Origin of the sequence: Halorarum salinum, assembly GCF_013402875.1 — an archaeon.
Taxonomy (GTDB): domain Archaea; phylum Halobacteriota; class Halobacteria; order Halobacteriales; family Haloferacaceae; genus Halorarum; species Halorarum salinum.
Map to the genome: position 1 here is coordinate 1,851,832 of NZ_CP058579.1, position 17,797 is coordinate 1,869,628.

General features: G+C 71.1%; 16 protein-coding genes and 1 pseudogene. 8 read left to right on the forward strand and 9 right to left on the reverse strand.

Annotation, left to right across the window (positions count from 1 at the left end; translation table 11 throughout):
* The first annotated feature begins 70 nt into the window (after nucleotides 1-70).
* The 4 genes and pseudogenes from HUG12_RS08920 to HUG12_RS22190 form a co-directional block, all read left to right on the forward strand.
* A complete protein-coding gene (locus tag HUG12_RS08920; RefSeq protein ID WP_179268425.1) occupies nucleotides 71-1,084 on the forward strand; it encodes an alcohol dehydrogenase catalytic domain-containing protein in 1,014 nt (337 codons plus the stop codon).
* A gap of 169 nt (nucleotides 1,085-1,253) precedes the next feature.
* Nucleotides 1,254-2,318 carry a glycosyltransferase family 4 protein gene (locus HUG12_RS08925; protein WP_179268426.1) on the forward strand — a complete coding sequence of 355 codons (1,065 nt, stop codon included), beginning with the start codon at nucleotides 1,254-1,256 and terminating at the stop codon, nucleotides 2,316-2,318.
* Between the two features lie 89 nt (nucleotides 2,319-2,407).
* Nucleotides 2,408-3,505 (forward strand): glycosyltransferase, encoded by a 1,098-nt coding sequence (locus HUG12_RS08930; protein ID WP_179268427.1) that lies wholly within the window; start codon nucleotides 2,408-2,410, stop codon nucleotides 3,503-3,505.
* A 307-nt stretch (nucleotides 3,506-3,812) separates the two neighbouring features.
* Nucleotides 3,813-3,935, forward strand: a pseudogene (locus HUG12_RS22190) (hypothetical protein); the annotation flags it as partial.
* A gap of 153 nt (nucleotides 3,936-4,088) precedes the next feature.
* Here the strand turns inward: HUG12_RS22190 and HUG12_RS08935 are convergent.
* Complete coding sequence (locus tag HUG12_RS08935) at nucleotides 4,089-4,430, reverse strand: HalOD1 output domain-containing protein (protein ID WP_179268428.1); 342 nt, start codon at nucleotides 4,428-4,430, stop codon at nucleotides 4,089-4,091.
* Between the two features lie 981 nt (nucleotides 4,431-5,411).
* On the opposite strand from HUG12_RS08935, the gene HUG12_RS08940 reads away from it, so the two are divergent.
* The gene (locus HUG12_RS08940; RefSeq protein WP_179268429.1) at nucleotides 5,412-6,251 is read left to right on the forward strand and encodes a TrmB family transcriptional regulator; all 840 of its coding nucleotides are present in this window, start codon (nucleotides 5,412-5,414) and stop codon (nucleotides 6,249-6,251) included.
* A gap of 238 nt (nucleotides 6,252-6,489) precedes the next feature.
* Here HUG12_RS08940 and HUG12_RS08945 read toward each other — a convergent pair whose 3' ends face one another.
* Nucleotides 6,490-6,906, reverse strand: coding sequence for a hypothetical protein (locus HUG12_RS08945; protein WP_179268430.1), 417 nt, complete (start codon nucleotides 6,904-6,906; stop codon nucleotides 6,490-6,492).
* Between the two features lie 203 nt (nucleotides 6,907-7,109).
* Nucleotides 7,110-7,286 (reverse strand): XapX domain-containing protein, encoded by a 177-nt coding sequence (locus HUG12_RS08950; RefSeq protein ID WP_179268431.1) that lies wholly within the window; start codon nucleotides 7,284-7,286, stop codon nucleotides 7,110-7,112.
* Nucleotides 7,287-7,433: 147 nt separating this feature from the next.
* Between HUG12_RS08950 and HUG12_RS08955 the strand changes: the two genes are divergently transcribed.
* Nucleotides 7,434-8,801: a CRTAC1 family protein gene (locus HUG12_RS08955; RefSeq protein ID WP_179268432.1), complete on the forward strand. Its 1,368-nt coding sequence runs from the start codon at nucleotides 7,434-7,436 to the stop codon at nucleotides 8,799-8,801.
* A 42-nt stretch (nucleotides 8,802-8,843) separates the two neighbouring features.
* On the opposite strand, the gene HUG12_RS08960 is transcribed toward HUG12_RS08955, so the two are convergent.
* On the reverse strand, nucleotides 8,844-9,974 hold the full coding sequence (locus HUG12_RS08960; protein ID WP_179268433.1) for a hypothetical protein: 1,131 nt from the start codon (nucleotides 9,972-9,974) through the stop codon (nucleotides 8,844-8,846).
* 166 nt (nucleotides 9,975-10,140) lie between these two features.
* Here HUG12_RS08960 and HUG12_RS08965 point away from each other — a divergent pair, with 166 nt between their 5' ends.
* Together HUG12_RS08965 and HUG12_RS08970 are read left to right on the forward strand one after the other, a co-directional pair.
* The gene (locus HUG12_RS08965) at nucleotides 10,141-11,229 is read left to right on the forward strand and encodes an AIR synthase-related protein (RefSeq protein WP_179268434.1); all 1,089 of its coding nucleotides are present in this window, start codon (nucleotides 10,141-10,143) and stop codon (nucleotides 11,227-11,229) included.
* Between the two features lie 272 nt (nucleotides 11,230-11,501).
* Nucleotides 11,502-14,060, forward strand: coding sequence for a cation-translocating P-type ATPase (locus tag HUG12_RS08970; protein WP_179268435.1), 2,559 nt, complete (start codon nucleotides 11,502-11,504; stop codon nucleotides 14,058-14,060).
* A 38-nt stretch (nucleotides 14,061-14,098) separates the two neighbouring features.
* Here HUG12_RS08970 and HUG12_RS08975 read toward each other — a convergent pair whose 3' ends face one another.
* The 5 genes from HUG12_RS08975 to HUG12_RS08995 form a co-directional block, all read right to left on the reverse strand.
* Complete coding sequence (locus HUG12_RS08975) at nucleotides 14,099-14,680, reverse strand: VIT1/CCC1 transporter family protein (protein ID WP_179268436.1); 582 nt, start codon at nucleotides 14,678-14,680, stop codon at nucleotides 14,099-14,101.
* A gap of 6 nt (nucleotides 14,681-14,686) precedes the next feature.
* Complete coding sequence (locus HUG12_RS08980; RefSeq protein WP_179268437.1) at nucleotides 14,687-14,977, reverse strand: DUF211 domain-containing protein; 291 nt, start codon at nucleotides 14,975-14,977, stop codon at nucleotides 14,687-14,689.
* A gap of 159 nt (nucleotides 14,978-15,136) precedes the next feature.
* The gene (locus tag HUG12_RS08985) at nucleotides 15,137-15,586 is read right to left on the reverse strand and encodes a pyridoxamine 5'-phosphate oxidase family protein (RefSeq protein ID WP_179268438.1); all 450 of its coding nucleotides are present in this window, start codon (nucleotides 15,584-15,586) and stop codon (nucleotides 15,137-15,139) included.
* A gap of 169 nt (nucleotides 15,587-15,755) precedes the next feature.
* On the reverse strand, nucleotides 15,756-16,289 hold the full coding sequence (locus tag HUG12_RS08990) for a cation-transporting P-type ATPase (protein WP_179268439.1): 534 nt from the start codon (nucleotides 16,287-16,289) through the stop codon (nucleotides 15,756-15,758).
* Between the two features lie 214 nt (nucleotides 16,290-16,503).
* The gene (locus tag HUG12_RS08995; protein ID WP_179268440.1) at nucleotides 16,504-17,763 is read right to left on the reverse strand and encodes an MgtC/SapB family protein; all 1,260 of its coding nucleotides are present in this window, start codon (nucleotides 17,761-17,763) and stop codon (nucleotides 16,504-16,506) included.
* Between the last annotated feature and the right edge of the window lie 34 nt (nucleotides 17,764-17,797).

Consider the following 17,797-nt stretch of genomic DNA (forward strand, 5'->3'; position numbering starts at 1 on the left):
GCGGATAGCGGTTTCGGAGCGATTCGCGCATCCAGCATCACTATTGCCGTTACGGTCGAACCACGAACCGATGCGTGCCGCAGCCTTCACCGAACTGACCGGTCCTGACGGGGTAACGATCGTCGAACGTCCGACCCCCGAACCGGGCCCCGGGGAAGCCGTCGTCGACGTCGAAGCGTGTGCCATCAACCGGCACGACCTCTGGATCCTCGAAGGCGACTCCGCGATGGTCGAGGCCGACGACCTGCCGTTCGTCAGCGGTCTCGACGTCGCCGGCGAAGTCCGCACCGTCGGTGCGGGCGTGACTGGTGTCGAACCCGGGGACGGCGTCGTTCTCTGCCCGAACGAGACCTGTGGAACCTGTCGATTCTGCCGCGACGGCCCCGAGAACCTCTGTGAATCCTTCTCGCTCCATCACGGCGGCCTCGCGGAGGCCGCCTGCGTCGAGGCCGACCGTCTCGTCGCGCTTCCGGAGTCCGTCGACACGACGACCGCCGCCGCCCTCCCGACCGCGTACATGACGGCGTACCGTATGCTCAGGCTGGCGAACGTCGGCCCCACCGATCTCGTCTTCGTGCCGGGTGCGACCGGCGGTGTCGGCGTCGCCAGCGTCCAACTCGCCGACGTGTTCGGTGCGAGAACCATCGGGACGTCCTCGTCGGCGGCCAAACTCGAACGGGTCGATTCGCTGGGCCTCGACCACGCCGTCCAGGGAACCGACCCCGATTCCCTCCGAACTGCGGTGGGGAACGTCGGGACGCCGGACGCGGTCCTGAATCACCTCGGCGGGCGCTACACCGAACTCGGGCTCGACGTCCTCCGGCGCGGCGGGCGGATGATCGTCTGCGGCCGGACCGCCGACAGCCGGTCCGAGATCGACGTCCCCGACCTGTTCCTGGGCCACAAACGGATCACCGGCAGTACGATGGGGACGCAGGGCGACCTCCGGACGCTGGTCGAACTCGTCGCTGCCGGGGATCTGACTCCCGAGATCGCCGGGACGTATCCGCTCGACGGGACCCGGAACGCGTTCGCGGCGATGCGAAACCGCGAGAGCGTCGGGAAGCTGGTCGTAACGAACTGAGAGCGACCGCCCAGTTCCTGTACAGGCGTGCTCCCCGGTGCTGTGAAGCCGCTGGAACGCGTTGACGTGTAGTCGTCGACGATCACGACGGGCAGCCCGAACGCGTCCCCGGAAATCGACTCCGACAGAGCAAAGGCCCGAAGCGGCGAACCGCCGGACCGTTCCGACGGTGAAGGTCCTCGACTACCTCGAACTCGAATCGCGGCTCGCCCGCGCGGGCATCGGCACGGCCCACGACCAGCAGGTCGAGGCGCTCCGACGCGCCGCCGAGTCGGGCGCGGCCGTCGAGGTGGTCGAGACCCCCTGGGCCGGCGAGGACGCGCTCGACGGCCTCTACAGCGCCGCCCGCGGCCGGGGCCTGTTCCGCGAGTACGACCTCGCCCACTGCAACCTCATCGGGCCGGGGAGCGTCGCCGTCGCCCGCCACGCGCGGCGCAACGGGGTCCCCCTCGTGCTCCACTGCCACGTCACGAGCGAGGACTTCCGCGAGAGCTTCCGCGGGTCGAACGCCGTCGCCCCGGCGCTCCGCCGCTACCTCCGGTGGTTCTACTCGCAGGCCGACCTCGTGCTCACGCCCTCGGAGTACACGAAGCGTCAGCTCTCGGCGTACCCCGTCGGGGCGCCGATCCGGGCGCTGAGCAACGGCGTCGACCTCGACTCCGTCGCCGACCACGCGGACCACCGCGAGCAGTACCGCGAGCGGTACGACCTCGACGGCGTCGTCGCGTTCGCGGTGGGCAACGTGTTCGAGCGGAAGGGGCTCACCGACTTCTGCGAGGTGGCCGAGCGCGTCGACCTCGAGTTCGCCTGGTTCGGCACCTACGACACCGGCCCGCAGGCGTCGCCGACGGTCACGCGCCGGGTGGAGAACCCGCCCGAGAACGTCACCTTCACCGGCTGGGTCGAGGACAAGCCGGGGATGTTCGGCGCCGGCGACGTGTTCTTCTTCCCGACGAAGGAGGAGAACCAGGGCATCGTGGTGCTGGAGGCGATGGCCTGCGGCAAGGCGGTCGTGCTCCGGGACATCCCGGTGTTCCGCGAGTACTTCGAGGACGGTCACGACTGCCTGCTCTGCTCGGGGAGAGACGAGTTCGTCGCGGCCCTCGAACGGCTCGCAGCCGACCCGGACCTCCGGGAGCGTCTCGGGGAGAACGCCCGCGAGACGGCCGGCCGGCACGGCCTCGACCGGGTCGGCGAGGAACTCGTCGCCACCTACCGGGATCTCCTGGAGTGACGCCCGCCTCGTCGTCGACGCGACGTGCCGGCCCGCCGTCGTGACGAAGACGCAAGGCATTACCCGCCACCCCCAGAACCGGGCGGACGATGCAGACGGTCGCCGCCTTCACCGACACGTACCTTCCCACGGTGAACGGCGTCACCTACACCGTGCGTGCCTGGCGCGACCGCTGGCACGACCGCGGCGGCCGCATGGACGTGGTGTTCCCCGGTGCGCCGGAGTACGACCCCGAGGACGGCGAGTACGCGACCCGGAGCTTCGGCTTCCCGTTCTACGAGGGGTTCCGCTTCGGACTGCCGGGCGTCCCCGACGCGGTCCGGGACGTCGACGTCGTCCACGCCCACACGCCGTTCGCACTCGGGCTCTCGGGGCTGTACCTCGCGCGAAGGATCGACGCTCCGCTGGTCGCCTCCTATCACACCCCGACCTCCGAGTACGCGGACTACATCGCCAACGGCCGGACGGCAGACGCGCTCGAGGCCGTCGCCCGACGGTACGAGCGGTTCTACCTCAACCGCGCGCGAGCGGTCGTCGTCCCGAGCGAACCAGCGCGCGAGCACCTCCGGGGCATCGGCATCGACGCGCCCGTCTCGGTCGTGCCGAACGGCGTCGACACCGGGTTCTTCCGTCGCGTCGACGACGGCGACTTCCGCGAGCGGTACGACCTTCCGGACGGCCCGCTCGTCGGCTACACCGGCCGACACGGCTTCGAAAAGGGGCTCACCGGGATCCCGCCTGCGGTCGCCGCGGCCGACACGGACGCGACGCTCGTCTTCGGCGGCGACGGCCCCGCCCGCGACGCGCTCGAACGGGCGGCCGCCGAGCACGGCCTCGACGCGCGCTTCCTCGGGTTCCTCCCGCGCGAGGACCTCCCGGCGTTCTACTCCGCGCTCGACGCCTTCCTCTTCCCCTCGCCGGTCGAGACGCAGGGGCTCGTCGCGCTGGAGGCGAACGCCTGCGGCACGCCCGTCGTCGGCGTGAACGACGGCGCGCTCGCGGACACGGTCAGGGACGGCGTCACCGGCCACCACTTCGTCCGCGGCGACGTCGACGGCTTCGCGGACGCCATCGAGCGCACGCTGGCCGAGCGGGAGTCGCTCTCGGCCAACTGTCTCGACTCCCGCGAGGAGTCGAGCGTCGAACACGCCGTGGACCGACTCGCCGAGGTGTACGACGAGTTGTGAGTCGGCGGCGGACAGCGCTTCTCGTCGACCCACGAGCCGATGGTTCACGAAGATCGAGTGGAAAACACAAACCAACATAGGGAAGCTTTCGACGGCGTACTCGAAACGACCGTTTGATGATTCGGGTAAACGATAGAAGCTTCTCCAGGGAGCGCGGGACGTCCCGTACCGTGTTCCCCGGCGTCGACGTCCCGTTTGAACACGGGGGACGTACGATGGATCTGATAAACCTACCGTACCCATCGAGGCAGCGCTAGAACTGCTTTCCGACCAGTGCAGACGACGGGTCCTACGGTACCTGATCGGGATCGACGGCGACGCCGCGGACCTCGACGAACTGGTCGACGCGATCGCGAGCGGCGAGCCACGGGTGGAGCGGGCCCGCGGAACGACTGCCGACCAGCTCAGAATCCGGTTGCACCACGTTCACCTCCCGAGGCTAGCCGAGGCGGGCGTCGTGGAGTACGACGCGCGAACCGACACCGTTCGCCATCACCGGTCGCCATCACCGGTCGGACGGAATCGAGCGACCCCTCTCGGTCGCCGTCGACGAACGACCGGGATGTGCGGTCCGACGTCGCCCTCACTCGCGTCCGTCCCGGCGGACGTAGACGTCCAGTCGGCCGTCCCGCCCGACGACGACCTCACAGCCGTCGTACGTGAACCACGTGCGAACGGTTCGGCGGGACCCGTCCTCCGGGGACGCGAGGAGCGCATCCAGCGCGTCGGGGTCGACGTACTCGTTCAGGAGCGCGACGTCGAGCGGGTTGCGGTCGGTCGCCGCGGCGACGGCCTCGACGACGGCGACGCTCGGCCCGCCCGCCGCCTCCCAGTCGGCTCGGGCGACGCTCACGTCGGGGTCCGGGCCGATGGCGAGCCCGGCGTTCGGTGCGTCCTCGTCCGTCGCAGTTTCCTCGTCAAACATGGTCTCACTTCCGTCGGCCAGCCGCCGACCTGGGTCCCCGCGTTCGTGACCCGTCCTGTGCTGCCCATCGCGGGGGTATTCGTACCGGAGGGAACGGTGTATCCACACATAGCTCTGTTGTGAGCATTCGAGTTACTGTTCCCCGTCCCGGTCCCGGGCGCCGTCGAGTTGCACGTGAACATCGTCTTCAGCACGACCACCAGGCTGTTCGTCGCCCCAGTCCCCAAGATGGCGGCCCCCTCCAGTCGGCCCGCTGGACCGCCGCCCCCCTCCGACGCGATTACGCTCACGAGCGTCTTGTCCTCGTCCACCATGAGCAGCCGTCCGGCGGGCGTGTCCGACCAGATCCACAGCGAATCGAACGTTTCGACGCCCGACGCTTCCCCGCGAATCCGCTCCTCGACCGCGTCGTACACGCGCGTCCCGGGGACCTCGGCGACGTCGCTCACGTCCTGTGCCGTTCCGTCCTCGAGGCCGGTGAGGGCGACGAACGTGCGGGCGGCGTAGAGACTCGGTCCAAACGCCTGGACCCGTTCGATCGCCGCGAATTGGGGTCGGTCCGTGGAGTCGGGCGACATTGGTAAAATCGGCGACGGTCGTTCGAACCCGTCCGGAGACAGGTTCGGCGCACGGCGGCAGAGAGGTTGGGACCCATTCTGTGCCGGGCGCCACCGTCAAGTCGTCGTCCTCCCCTATATTCTTATTGTGATTATCCGAGTGAACTGTGTCCATCGCTCGAAATCGGGGTGCCGACAGCCGTCCCGCCGGTCCGACCCGTCACTGGGACGGTGAGTTCGAATCCGGTCCCGCCTCCCCGGTGGCGGGATCGAACGGGGAGACGCTCGGGAGAGCGGGGAGACGCCGGGGAGTCCGAACGCGATCGCGCTCCGCTTCGGAAAGTCAAGAGAGGAAACGCCTTTCCGCTGGAGCACAAACCGGCGGCAGAGTCGATCGGGAGACCGGTCGAACGGGTTGGGACCCATGGACGGACTTACAGATCAACAACAGGCGGTCGAACTGCTCCAGCAACTCGGTCTCAAAGAGTACGAGGCCAAGTCGTTCGTGGCGCTCTCGCGGGTACCACGGGGGACGGCCAAGGAGGTGGGCGAACTCTCCGAGGTGCCACGCACCCGCGTCTACGACGCGATCCGCGTGCTCGAGACGAAGGGGCTCGTCGAGATCCAGCACTCGAACCCCCAGCAGTTCCGGGCGGTCCCGATAGACGAGGCGATTCGGACGCTACGGGAGGAGTACCGGTCCCGGACCGAACTGCTTCAGGAGGCGCTCAGGGGCATCGAACCGGCAGCGACCGACGACGAGACGGAGGTCACACACGAGGTCTGGGCGCTCTCGGGGGAGACGGCGATCAAGAACCGGACCCGGCAGTTGATCGACGAGGCCGACCGGGAGCTCGTCCTCGTGATCGGACACGACGCCGTCATCACCGAGCAACTGATCGACAACCTCCGGACGGCCCGGGAACGGGGCGTCGACGTCGTCGTCGGAACCGAGTCCGGCGAGCTGCGCGAACTCGTCCGGGGGGAGCTTCCGGACGCGGAGGTGTTCGTCTCCGGGCTCGAGTGGCTGAGCGGACCCGGGATCGCCGCCGACGAGACGGAGATCAGCCGCCTCCTGCTGGTCGACGGGTCGACCATCCTCGTGAGTTCGTTCCACGAGGACCGGACGGGGGGCAGGTCACACGAACAGGCCGTGTTCGGTCGGGGGTTCGACAACGGACTCGTCGCCATCGTCCGCCGGCTGATGGCGACCGGGTTCCCCCCCGCAGACGACGGCGAGACCGAGGAACCGGAACGATCGTAGGGGGGTTGGGTCGTCCGGACCGGGATCGGACGCGACCGTACCGGGATACGACGGTCTATCGGGTTCGGATCGCCGCTTCCGCGCCGCCCGGACGCCGGCCAACCGACCGCTCGACCGTCCCAGTCGTGACTACGGCCCGCTAACCGACTACGGCATGCCAGCACGGGACTACGGCATGCCAGCACGTCTCCGACACGCTACCCCGATACGGCACGCCGGTTCGAGCGCGTCCGGCGCGCTAGTCCTCGAGCGCCTGCGCGATGCGCTGGAGCTGCCGGGTCGCGTCGCGCACCTCGTCGCGGAGCTGGCGCACCTCGCGCACCAGTTCCTCGTTGCCGGCCGACTCCTCCTCGGCGCCGGGCCCGCCCATGCCGCCGGGGCCGCCGCCGCCCATCATGCCGCCCATCATCTGCGCGAACGGGTTGCCGCCGCCGCCCATGCCGCCCGGACCGCCGCCGCCCATGCCGCCCGGACCGCCGCCGCCCATCATCTCCTCGGGCGAGGGCGCCTCGCCCTCCTCGCGCTCCTGTTCGCGTCGCTCGCGGATCTCCTCGACGCGCTCGCGGAACGACTTCTCCTCGCTCTCCTCGTCGGCCTCGTTCTCCGCCTGCGCTTCCCCGTCCGTCGCTGACTCCTCGGGTTCGTCTTCGGCCATGGGGAGGGCTTCGCTCCGGCGTCCGAAAAGGGTTGTCTCTCGGTGTCATCCCGCCGAGCGTTCGCCGGTCGCCGTTCGACCGGTTCGTTCGCCGCGGGGGAGTGGTCGTCCCCAACCTCTGCCGTCGCCGGAGCCTCCCCCGGCACACCGTCGGCGGCGTTCCCCCCGGATTCGCTCCCCTGGCGCGGCGAGCGACCGCGCGTTCAGAAGTACGCGCTGATCGCGGCGTGCCCGATGTACATGCCACAGAGGGTGAACGCCCCCGCGACGACCCCCAGCGACTCCTCTGGGGCTGGACTCGGGAGTTCTGCGGCGGAGAGGACTGCGCCGATGCAGGACCCGGCAGCGAGCGCGATGACGGCCGCTTTGAGCCATTCCATACGTTGACTCCTTGGGGTCACGAGGTGAAATAAATGACGATGGGATTCGCGACCCGGGACGTTCGGGTTCAGCGGACGCGCGGGGTTCCGTCGGCGGCGATGCCACCAATCCGTGCGTTCTTATCCGACCGTCCCTGACGGGGGGCCGTGTTCACGGACCGGTCCGACGCCGTCGCGGACGAGCGTCCCCACCGGGGCTACGGGGTCACGGTGACCCCCGGCCAGAGGGGCCCCTGCGCGCTCGTCACGGGCTACGGACCGGGGAACCGCCTGCTCTCGTGGCGCGACGGGGCGCTCCGGGACGTCGCCTCCCCCGCCGTCGCGGACGAGGGGCGACACGCCATCGGCGTCGTCGCCGCCGACCTCGACGCCGACGGCCGCGAGGAACTGTACGTCCACAACACCGACGAGTTCGACGGCCGGACCCGCGACACCGACCTGCTGCTCGACCCCGTGGAGTGCTCGCCCGACCGGAAGGGGGCCCGCTGGCGGGACCTCTACGGGCTCGGCGTCAACGCGGACCGGGGGAACTTCCGGTCCGGCCGCTCGGTCGCCGCGCTCGACCGCTACGGCACCGGCCGCTACGGCGTCTTCGTGGCCTCCTACGGCGCCCCCTCGCGCTTCTACGAACTCGGCGACGACGGGGAGCTGACGGACATGTCCGCCGCGGTCGGGCTGGAGGTGGACGCCTGTGCCCGATCGCTGTTCGCCGGCCCCGTCGTCTCCGAGCGCATGGATCTGTTCGTCGGCGTCGAGCGCGGGCCGAACCGGCTGTTCCGCAACGGTTCGGGCCACTTCGAGGAGGTGGCAGGCGACGTCGGCCTCGACGACGCCGAGGCCGACGCCCGCGGGGTCGCGATGGCCGACGACGCGCTCGCCTGCGGGACCTGGGAGGGGCCGAACCGCATCTTCGAGCCGGTCGAGGACGGGACGTTCGTCGACGTCGCTCCGCCGGAGTTCACCGAGCCGACTCGGGTCCGGACGCTCGTCTGTGCCGACTTCGACAACGACGGGCGCGAGGAGCTGTTCGTCCACGGCCTCGGCGCCGAGAATCGCCTGTTCCGGCTGACCCCCGAGGGCGAGTGGGACCCGCTGGATCCCGGGCCGGCGCGGGAGCCCCGCGGGCTCGGCACGGGCGCGTCGGTCGCCGACTTCGACGGCGACGGCACGCTCGAACTCCTGCTCGTCCACGGCGAACTCGCTGCACAGCCGCTGTCGCTGTACGCCGCCGAGAACGACGGCGACTGGCTGCGGATCCGCCCGACGACCCAGTACGGCGCCCCGGCCCGCGGCGCGGCGGTCACGCTGGAGACCGACGAGTGGACGCGCACGCGTGTCGTCTGTGCCGGCTCGGGCTACCTCTGCCAGATGGAGCCCGTCGCCCACTTCGGGCTGGGCGAGCTGACCCCCGAGCGCGTGACGGTCCGCTGGCCGGACGGCCGCGAGGCGACGATGGAGCGGCCGGCCGAGCGCGCCGAACACGAGGTTCCACATCCGATGGCGCCGCGCTTCTGAGCCGCTCCGGCTCGTGACGGCCGTCCGCGGGACGCGGGCCCCTCAGGGCGCCGCGAGCGACCCGACGAGGTCCTCGAACCCGTCACCGTCCAGTAGCTGTGACGACCCCGCCCAGGCGGCGTAGCGGACGCCGTCCTCGGCCCAGAACGCCTCCCACGCGCCGCGTTCCTCGGTGAGCGCGGCGTAGTGGACGGTCGTCCCGCGACGGTCGAGCGCCCGGCGCGTCTCGGCGGACTGGTCGGCAGGCTCCGGCGGGAGGTCGGGCGCGAACGGGCTCCCCTCCGCCGCCGCCGCGAGCCAGAGGTGGTCGCTTCCGTTCCCGCGCCGTCGGAACACGCACTCGATCGCATCCGCGTCCGGGAACGCGACGGCCGAGTCGAACACGTACCCGTCGTTTCGCGGCAGAAGCGGACGGACGGGCGGGTCGCGGGCCAGCGCGACCGGCGAGAGCGGACGGGCTCCGTCGTACGGCCGAACGGGACTGAACTCCCACAGGCCGTGGGGGACCGCGACCGGCTCACACCGGTACCGCACCCAGTAGTTCAGCCGGTGGAACGGCGCGTCGCGGACGGCCGCGGCGGCGTCGGGTGCGGCGGGGGCAACCCCCCGCAGTAGCTTCCGAAGCTCGCGGTCCCCGAACTCGCCGTCGAGCACGGAGAGTTCGACCTGCGTCCGGTCCCGCTGGACGCAGGCGCCGCGTCGATCCTCGTAGTCGCGCCCGAGCCAGCCGACCGCGTCGCCGCAGTCGAACGGCGTCGGGTCCGGCGTGCGCCACAGCGGCGCGACGCTCGCGGCCGGCGGCGCCCAGTCGTAGAGGAACTGCTTGAGCCGGAGCCGCCGGCCCTCGCCCTCGACGACGGTCCGGACGCTGCTCGGGTTGCCCTCGCTCCAGGGCGTCTGTCCGAGCTCCTCGGGGGTCACGTCGTCCGGTCGCCCCGGCGGCTGTTCGGGTCGGCACGTGACGCGACCGATCGAACAGTCGCCGGGGAGCCACTCCGGTTCGAAGACGACGAAGTTCACGTCCGCCTGCGCGTCGGCGTGGGTCGTCTCGCGGGGCGGCCGGGCCTCGTCGGGGTCGTCGAGTCGGGCGGCGGGGTCGGCGGAGAGCCAGGCGGTCATCGGCTTCCCCTCGCTCGATCCACCGCTTCCATGCCGGGTCGTACGGCGGGCCATGGGGCCGAATCTCGGAGGACAGCGACGCGCTCGGTGGGCATGGGTCCCCGTTCGCCGACGGCGACAAAGCCTTTCCCTGAACCCGAGTTACGTTCGTCGGCTTACCGTTCGACCCGGCGACGCCCGTGACGGACCGTTTTTCACCCCTCCCGCCCACCTCCCGACGATGACCGACCGGCTCGGGAAGGCGGACCGAGCGCTGTTCGAGGGGACGATCCTGCCCGACCTCGGCGCGGACCGCGAGGACGTGGCGCTCGGCCCGGCCCACGGCGTGGACTTCGGCGTGCTCGACGTGGGCGGCCGCGCGCTCGTCGCCGCGACCGACCCGCTGTCGGTGCTCCCGGACCTGGGCTTCGCCCGGGCCGGCCGCTTCGCCATGTCGTTCGCGCTCGCGGACGTGGCCGTCTCCGGCATCCCGCCGAGTCACGTCGCCCCGACCTTCTCGCTCCCGACGGCGATGACCGACGACGAGTTCGCGGAGCTGTGGACGGCCATCGCGGCCGAGTGCGAGGACCTCGGGGTCGCCGTCGCGACGGGCCACACCGCGCGCTACCCCGGCGCGTCGTACCCCTGGGTCGGCGCGACGACCGTGCTCGGCGTCGGCGACCACGGCGATCTGATCCGACCGGACGGCGCGCGGCCGGGCGACAGACTGCTCGTCACCCGGGGGCCCGCCATCGAGACCGCCGGCCTGCTGACGACGCTGTACCCGGGTGCGTTCGAGGGGCTCGACGAGTCGACCCTGCGGGACGCCCAGGCCTGCCTCGACCGGACGAGCGTGGTCCGGGACGCGCTGGCCGTCGCGGACGCGGGGCGTGACGTGGACACCGACCGGGGGGTGGATTCGGGACCGGGCGACGCCCGCGGGGGGAGAGCGAGTGACGACGGTTCGACCGTCACCGCGATGCACGACGCGACCGAGGGCGGCCTCCGCGGCGCGCTCTGTGAACTCGCGGCCGGGGTCCGGATCGACGTCGATTCGGCGGCCGTGCCCGAGGACCAGGCCGCCGTCGCCGCCTGCGACGCGCTCGGTCTCGACCCGTGGGCCTGTACCACCGCGGGGACGCTCCTCGTCGCCGTCCGCCCGGACGGGGTCGAGGCGGTCGTCGATGCGCTGGAGTCGCGTGGGACCGCGGTCGGCGTCGCCGGGAGTGTCCGGGAGGGCGACGGCGTGCGGGTGGACGGCGAGCGGGTCGAACCCCCCGCGGAGGACGAGTCGTGGGCGGCCTACGCGGCGCTGTCGGGCGGGGAGTAGCGCCCCGGGCTGGCTCACCGCGCCTCGTGTCCCCGCACGTCCGTTCACGCACCGACCGACGAGTGGTTCGGGGAAATCGTTGTATCGGTGGACGTGCAATCGAACGACCAGCTACGAACGTGATACCGCTTCCGCGACCGAGGCCTCGCTCGCGTGACCGCCCGCCCCGCCGACCCGGAGCGGCGCTCCTCCGGCGTCGCTGAAGACCCGCCGTCCCGCACGACTCCGACGCCCGGACGCTCCAACGGCCCTACGAAGCCCCAGACGAACCGATGGACTGGTACACGCGCTCGCTCGAGGCGATTTACGCGGAACTCGACACGAGCACGACGGGGCTCCCCGACGAGGCGGTCGCCGAGCGACGCGAGCGGTTCGGACCGAACGAGATCGCCAGCGACCGCCGGCGAGGGCCCATCCGGATCTTCCTCGCGCAGTTCGCGAGCGCGCTCATCTGGGTGCTGCTCGTCGCCGCCGCGCTCTCTGCGGCCATCGGCCACGTGGTCGACGCGGTCCTCATCGCCACCATCCTGTTGGCGAACGGCGCCTTCGGGTTCGTCCAGGAGTACAGGGCCGAGCGGAGCCTCAAGGCGCTCCGCGGGATGGCGGCGCCGACCGCCACCGTCCGGCGCGACGGGACCGAACGGACGATCGAGGCCGCAGACCTGGTCCCCGGGGACGTCGTGCTCCTGGAGCAGGGGGACGTCGTCCCGGCCGACGGCCGCATCGTCGAGGAGGGGAACCTGGAGGTGGACGAGGCCGCGCTGACCGGCGAGAGCGTCCCCGTGGAGAAGACGACGGGGCCGGCGGAGGCGGGGACGCCCCTCGCCGAGCGCGACAACATGGTGTACAAGGGCACGAGCGTCAGCCGGGGGAGCGGGGTCGCGGTCGTCGTCGCCACGGGGATGGACACCGAGGTGGGCGCGATCGCGACGGAGCTGATCGGGGCGGAGGACCCCCGCACGCCGCTCCAGCGGGACCTCGACCGCCTCGGTCGGCGACTGGGGATCGGGGTCGTGGCGCTCTCGGCGCTCGTCGTCCCGCTGCTCGTGTTCGGCGGGCGTGGGCTCGTTCAGGCGGGGCTGACCGCCGTCTCGCTGGCGGTGGCGGCCGTCCCGGAGGGGCTGCCGGCGGTGGTCACGCTGACGCTGGCGCTCGGCGTCCGTCGAATGGCCCGGGAGGACGCGCTCGTCCGGACCCTCCCGGCCGTCGAGGCGCTGGGGGCCGTCGACGTCGTCTGTACGGACAAGACCGGGACGCTGACCGAGGGGGAGATGCGCGTGCGCGCCGCGTGGGTACTCGACGAGACGTTCCGGGTCGACGACGCGGCGGCCGAGGAGCGGCTGGACCTGCTGTTCCGGATCGGCGCCGTCTGCAACGACGCCACCGACGACGACGGCGACCCGACCGAGCGGGCGCTCGTCGCGGCCGCGACGGAACACGGGCTGGACGTCGACGCGATCCGGCGGGAGACCCCGCGGCGCGCCGAGGTGCCGTTCTCCTCGGAGCGCAAGCGCATGGCGACGATCCACGACGACGTCGTCTACGTGAAGGGGGCTCCCGACGTGGTGCTCGAACGCTCGACGCGGATCCTCTCGTCCGACGGCCCCGTCGACCTGGACGACGAGACGCGCCAACTGGTCGAACGACGGGTCGACGAGTTCGCCGCGGACGCGCTCCGGGTGCTCGGGTTCGCGTACACCGAGCGGACGGGCGACGGAGGGCCCGAGGAGGACCTCGTCTTCGTCGGGTTGCAGGGGCTGCTCGATCCGCCGCGCGAGGAGGTTCCGGACGCGATCGCCGACACGAAGCGGGCCGGCATCTCCGTGAAGATCATCACCGGGGATAACCCGACGACGGCCCTGGCCATCGCGGGACGGGTCGGCGTCGAATCGGCGGTGCTGTCCGGTCAGGAGATCGGGTCGCTCGACGACGCCGAGTTACGGGAGCGGGTCGAGGACGTCGACGTGTACGCGCGGGCGGAGCCACGCCACAAGGTCCGCATCCTCGAGGCCCTGCAGGCGAACGGCCACGTCGTCGCGATGACCGGCGACGGCGTCAACGACGCGCCGGCGCTGAAGAACGCCGACGTCGGCATCGCGATGGGCGTCCGCGGGACGGACGTGGCCAAGCAGGCGAGCGACATCGTCCTGCTGGACGACGACTACGCGTCCATCCGCTCCGCGATCAGGCGCGGGCGGACCATCTTCGACAACATCTGGAAGTTCGTCGCGTACCTGCTCAGCGCCAACGTCGCGGAGGTGGCGGTGGTGTTCGTCGCCTCGCTGTTCGGGTACCTCATCCTGCCGGCGGTGCAACTGCTGTGGATCAACCTGCTCACCGACGGGCTGCCGGCGCTGGCGCTCGGGACCGACCCCACGGGTGACGTGATGGACCGCCAGCCGCGGGAGCGGGAGGTCGGCATCATCGACGGGGACATGCTCGGGTTCATCGCCGGGGCCGGCCTGACGGCGACGACGCTGCTGCTCGGCCTGATGTTCTACACCCTCGACGGCGCCCAGTCGGTCACGCCGTACGCGATGACGATGGTGTTCACGGGGCTCGTCGTCTACGAGTTCGTCAAGCTGTACGTGGTCAGGTGGACGAAGGACACGGCGACGCTGACGAACCCCTGGCTCGCCCTCGCGGTCGTCACGTCGCTGCTCCTCCAGCTGGCCGTCCTCTACTCCCCGTTGAGCGGGTACTTCGGCACCGTGTCGCTCGGGGCCACGGACTGGGGGTTGCTGGGACTCATGCTCCTCGTCGGGACGCCGCTGGTGATCCTCGTCGGCTGGCTGGTCAAGCGGGACGCGGCCGCTTCCGGTCGCGGCTAGGTGGACCTCGATCCGCCGACGTGTACCCGTTCGACCACCTACCCGGGGAGGAACACGTTGATCACCGCGACGACGAGCCCCGCGAGGGCCATCCGGACCGCCGAGACGTACCACCGCTGGCCCGAGATCGAACCCATGTACGCGCCGAAGGCCGCCAGGATACCGATACCGAGGGCGACGCTGACCAGACCCGCCTCGGCCATCGAGAGGACCGCTCCCTCGAAGAGGAACGGGACGAGCGGGACGAGAATGCCGATCAGCGGGCCGAGCCCGCTCGCCGTCGCGTGAACGACGCGTGCGCCCTGCTGTTCGCGCTGCACTCGCGTGTCGTCGAGGTCGGTCAACATCGCCCGTTCGATCCGCAGGATCTCGGCGTGCGTCTCCGCGCGTTCGATCTCCCAGACGCTCCAGACGGCCGACGTGCCTAGCCCGACGGCGGCGCCGAGCCCGATCTTGACGACCGTGACTCCGTCGGGAATGCCCGAGAGGACGGTCCCGACGACGATCCCGATGCACGTCAGCGTCCCGTCGAACCCGTTCGAGACGAAGTACCGGCGGGAGATGGAGCGGACGTCCTCCCTCCCGAGGAGCGATCGCAGGAGACGGCGCTCGGTGGGCACGGCCGATCAGCCGTCCCGGCGCGTCCGTCGTTCCTCGACGACGTGTGTCCCGTACGTGACCTCGTCGATCGAGTGGACGGTTCCCCCGAGGCCGTCGATCGCCTCCTCGATCGCCCCGTAGTCCAGCGCGTCCCCCTCGATCGTGATCTCGACGTTCTGGACCTCCCTGTCGTGTTCGAGCAGCGACGTGGTGATCGCTTCGACGTGCCCCACGGCTGCGAGGCGCTCGGTGAACTCCAGAAGTTGCGGGTCGTGCGGTTTCAGGACGTCGAGGACGACGCGTCGAAGGTCGGCCATCACGTGGACCGTCGGCGGCGCATTCCTTAATACCGCGTCCCGGTGGACGACGTCGGGGACTTGGCCGACCCCGGAGTTAGACGTCCCCGTCCTGGCCGTGAGTTGAGCCCGGGTCGGGCCCGGCGCCTGTCAGGTCGTGAGCGTCGGGGGAACCCACCCTCACGTAACGGTGTACTCAGATTCGACCCTCCCGGTCAGTTCGTCGGGAACGAGCCGGTAGAACTCGAACGCGACCTCGCGCAGCGGCGCGTGGAAGATGTCGACGAGCGGGATGTCGACCCGGTCTAGCCCCTCCAGCGTCTCGGTGGCGATCCCTTCGGAACGGACCCCCTCCAGCCGGCCGCGCGCCACGACGCTTCGCCAGCCCTCCTCCTCGCCGTAGGTCACGAACGTGACGGGCCGTCCCTCCAGGTCGCCCTTGGCCCCCTCGTCCCCGTCGGCGAGCCGGAAGTAGAACGTCGCCTCGGTCGCGTCGTAGCCGTACGACACCGGGACGGCGTGTGGCGGCTCGTCAGCCGCCGTCGACAGCGATATCACGCCGGTTCCGCCGTCCCCGAGGAACGCGTCTCGCTCCTCCTCGTCCATCTCGACGGGGCTGTCCTCGCTCATGTCTGGTTCGAGGGCCGGAGAAGTGATAAGCGCTGGCCGCCGCCCGGCTTCGTCGCACCATCCTTTCGACTGGGGGACGATCCCGTCCGCGACCGCCGACGTGGCGGCGAGGGTCGGTCGGTCGAGTGACGGAGCCGACGTCACGCGGCCGGTCGCTCGTCGACGCCGGTCACTCGTCGACGCCGGTCTTCACGACGAGCGAGGGACGGTCGGTCAGCCGGATGACGCGGTCGGTGACGCTCCCGAGGAGGCTCCGATACTCCGCGGGGCGGCGTCTCGTCCCGAGGACGATCAGGTCGACGTCGCGTGTCTCCCCGTCGCGGACGACCGTCGCCCGCGTCCGGATGAGTTGCTGGAGCGCCCGGCAGCTGCGTTCGGCCTGCCACTCCTGGGCCCTGCCGACGATCGCGTTCACCAGCAGCACCGCCGCGATGAACGCGGCGTCGGTCCCCTCGCCGATGGCGAGCGAGACGACCGCGGCGAGCACGAGCACGTAGATGAGCGGGTCCTTGAACTGGCGGAGGAGGATCGTCCACCACACGACCGGCTTCGCCCTCGGAAGGCGGTTCGGGCCGTGTTCCGAGAGCCGGCTCCGGGCCTCCTCGGTCGAGAGGCCGTCGGGATCGGTTTCGAACGCGTCGTGGATCCGGTCGATCCCCTCGGCGTACCAGTCGACCGCGTCCGGGGCGGCGGGAACGGCCATCGGATACGGAAACCACGGCCGGATCGGACTTGGTGGCCGGTGGCGGGTGAGGTACGGAAAACGGCTCGCCACGAGTGGGGACGGACGGCCCGACGGCGCGTTCCGCGTCGGTGCGTGGTCGACCCGAACCCGGGCTCGGACCGGGACGACGGGCGCCGGTTCGTCGACGCGGTCGGACGATTGGTCCTGCTGCACCCCGCCCCCAGGCCACGACTCACACGAACACGGCGAACAGGATGCCGACGACCGAGACGGCCCCGAGGACCGCCGTCACGAGGATGGCGAGTCGACGGGGCCCGAGGAGCCACGCGAGCCCGGCCTTCACGAGGGTGTTCGCGATCGCCCCGACGACGATCCCCGTCGCCGCGACGTCCGTGGAGACGGAGCCGTCCGCGGCGAGTCTGCTCAGCGTGAGCGTGATGGCGTCCACGTCGGCGAGCCCCGAGACGAACGCCGTGGCGTAGACGCCCGACGGGCCCAGCCGCGTGTTTGCGAGCTCCGAGACGAGCAGGACCACGGCGAAGACGGCCCCGAAGAACAGCGCCGGTCGCAGGCGAAACGGGTTCTCGACCTCGGTCCCGGAGTCGACGCCCGTCCGCGCTGTCGCCCGCCAGTAGACGACTGCGGCGACGACGGCGCCGAACGCGGTCATCGCACCGAGCGGGACGGCGACGTGGGGGAGCAGCGCACGGTTGATCACCGCGACCTCGACGAGCGCCCGGGGGAACATCACGATCGACGCGACGACCGTGGCGAACGCGTACATCCGCGAGAGCGTCGGCGCCTCGCTCGCCCGCTCGGCCATCGAGACCGTCGTCGCCGTCGAGGAGACGAACCCGCCCAGCACGCCCGTCAGCGCGATGCCGCGCTCGGCGCCGACGGCCCGGCTCAGCGCGTACGCGAGGAAGCTCAGCCCGGTGACGAACACGACCATGAGCCAGACGAACCGCGGGTTCAGTCCGAACAGGACGTCGAGTTCGCGGTCAGGCAACACCGGGAGGACGACCAGCACGACGAGGACGAACTTGACCGAGGCGCGGCGCTCGCGCTCGTCGACCCGGTCGGCGAACCCGTGGATCGTCCCCTTCGCGGAGAGGAGCGCCGTGACGGCGCCGGCGACGATGATGGCGATGACGGCCCCCCGCTCGGAGTGGGTCGTCAGCGCGCCGAGAACGACGACGAGCAGCGCGGCGGTCAGCGTCGTGAGCCCGAGGTCGCGTTCGAGCCAGACCTTCCCGGCGTACGCCACCGTCAGCGGGACCGCGAGCGCGGCCAGAACGACGGGGAGCATCGCCGGAAAGAACGCCCCCACGAGCGCCCCGAGGAGCGCGAACAGCGGGAACGTGCGACTCCCCGCGAACGTCCCGGCCGACTCGCTCCCCTCCCGCTCCAACCCGATGAGCGCGCCGATCCCGAACGCTATCGCGACGCGGACCACCACCAGCCCGAACGGGTCGGCGACCGGGTCGATCACGTCCCGGAACTTCGTCGGTACGACCCGTCAACCT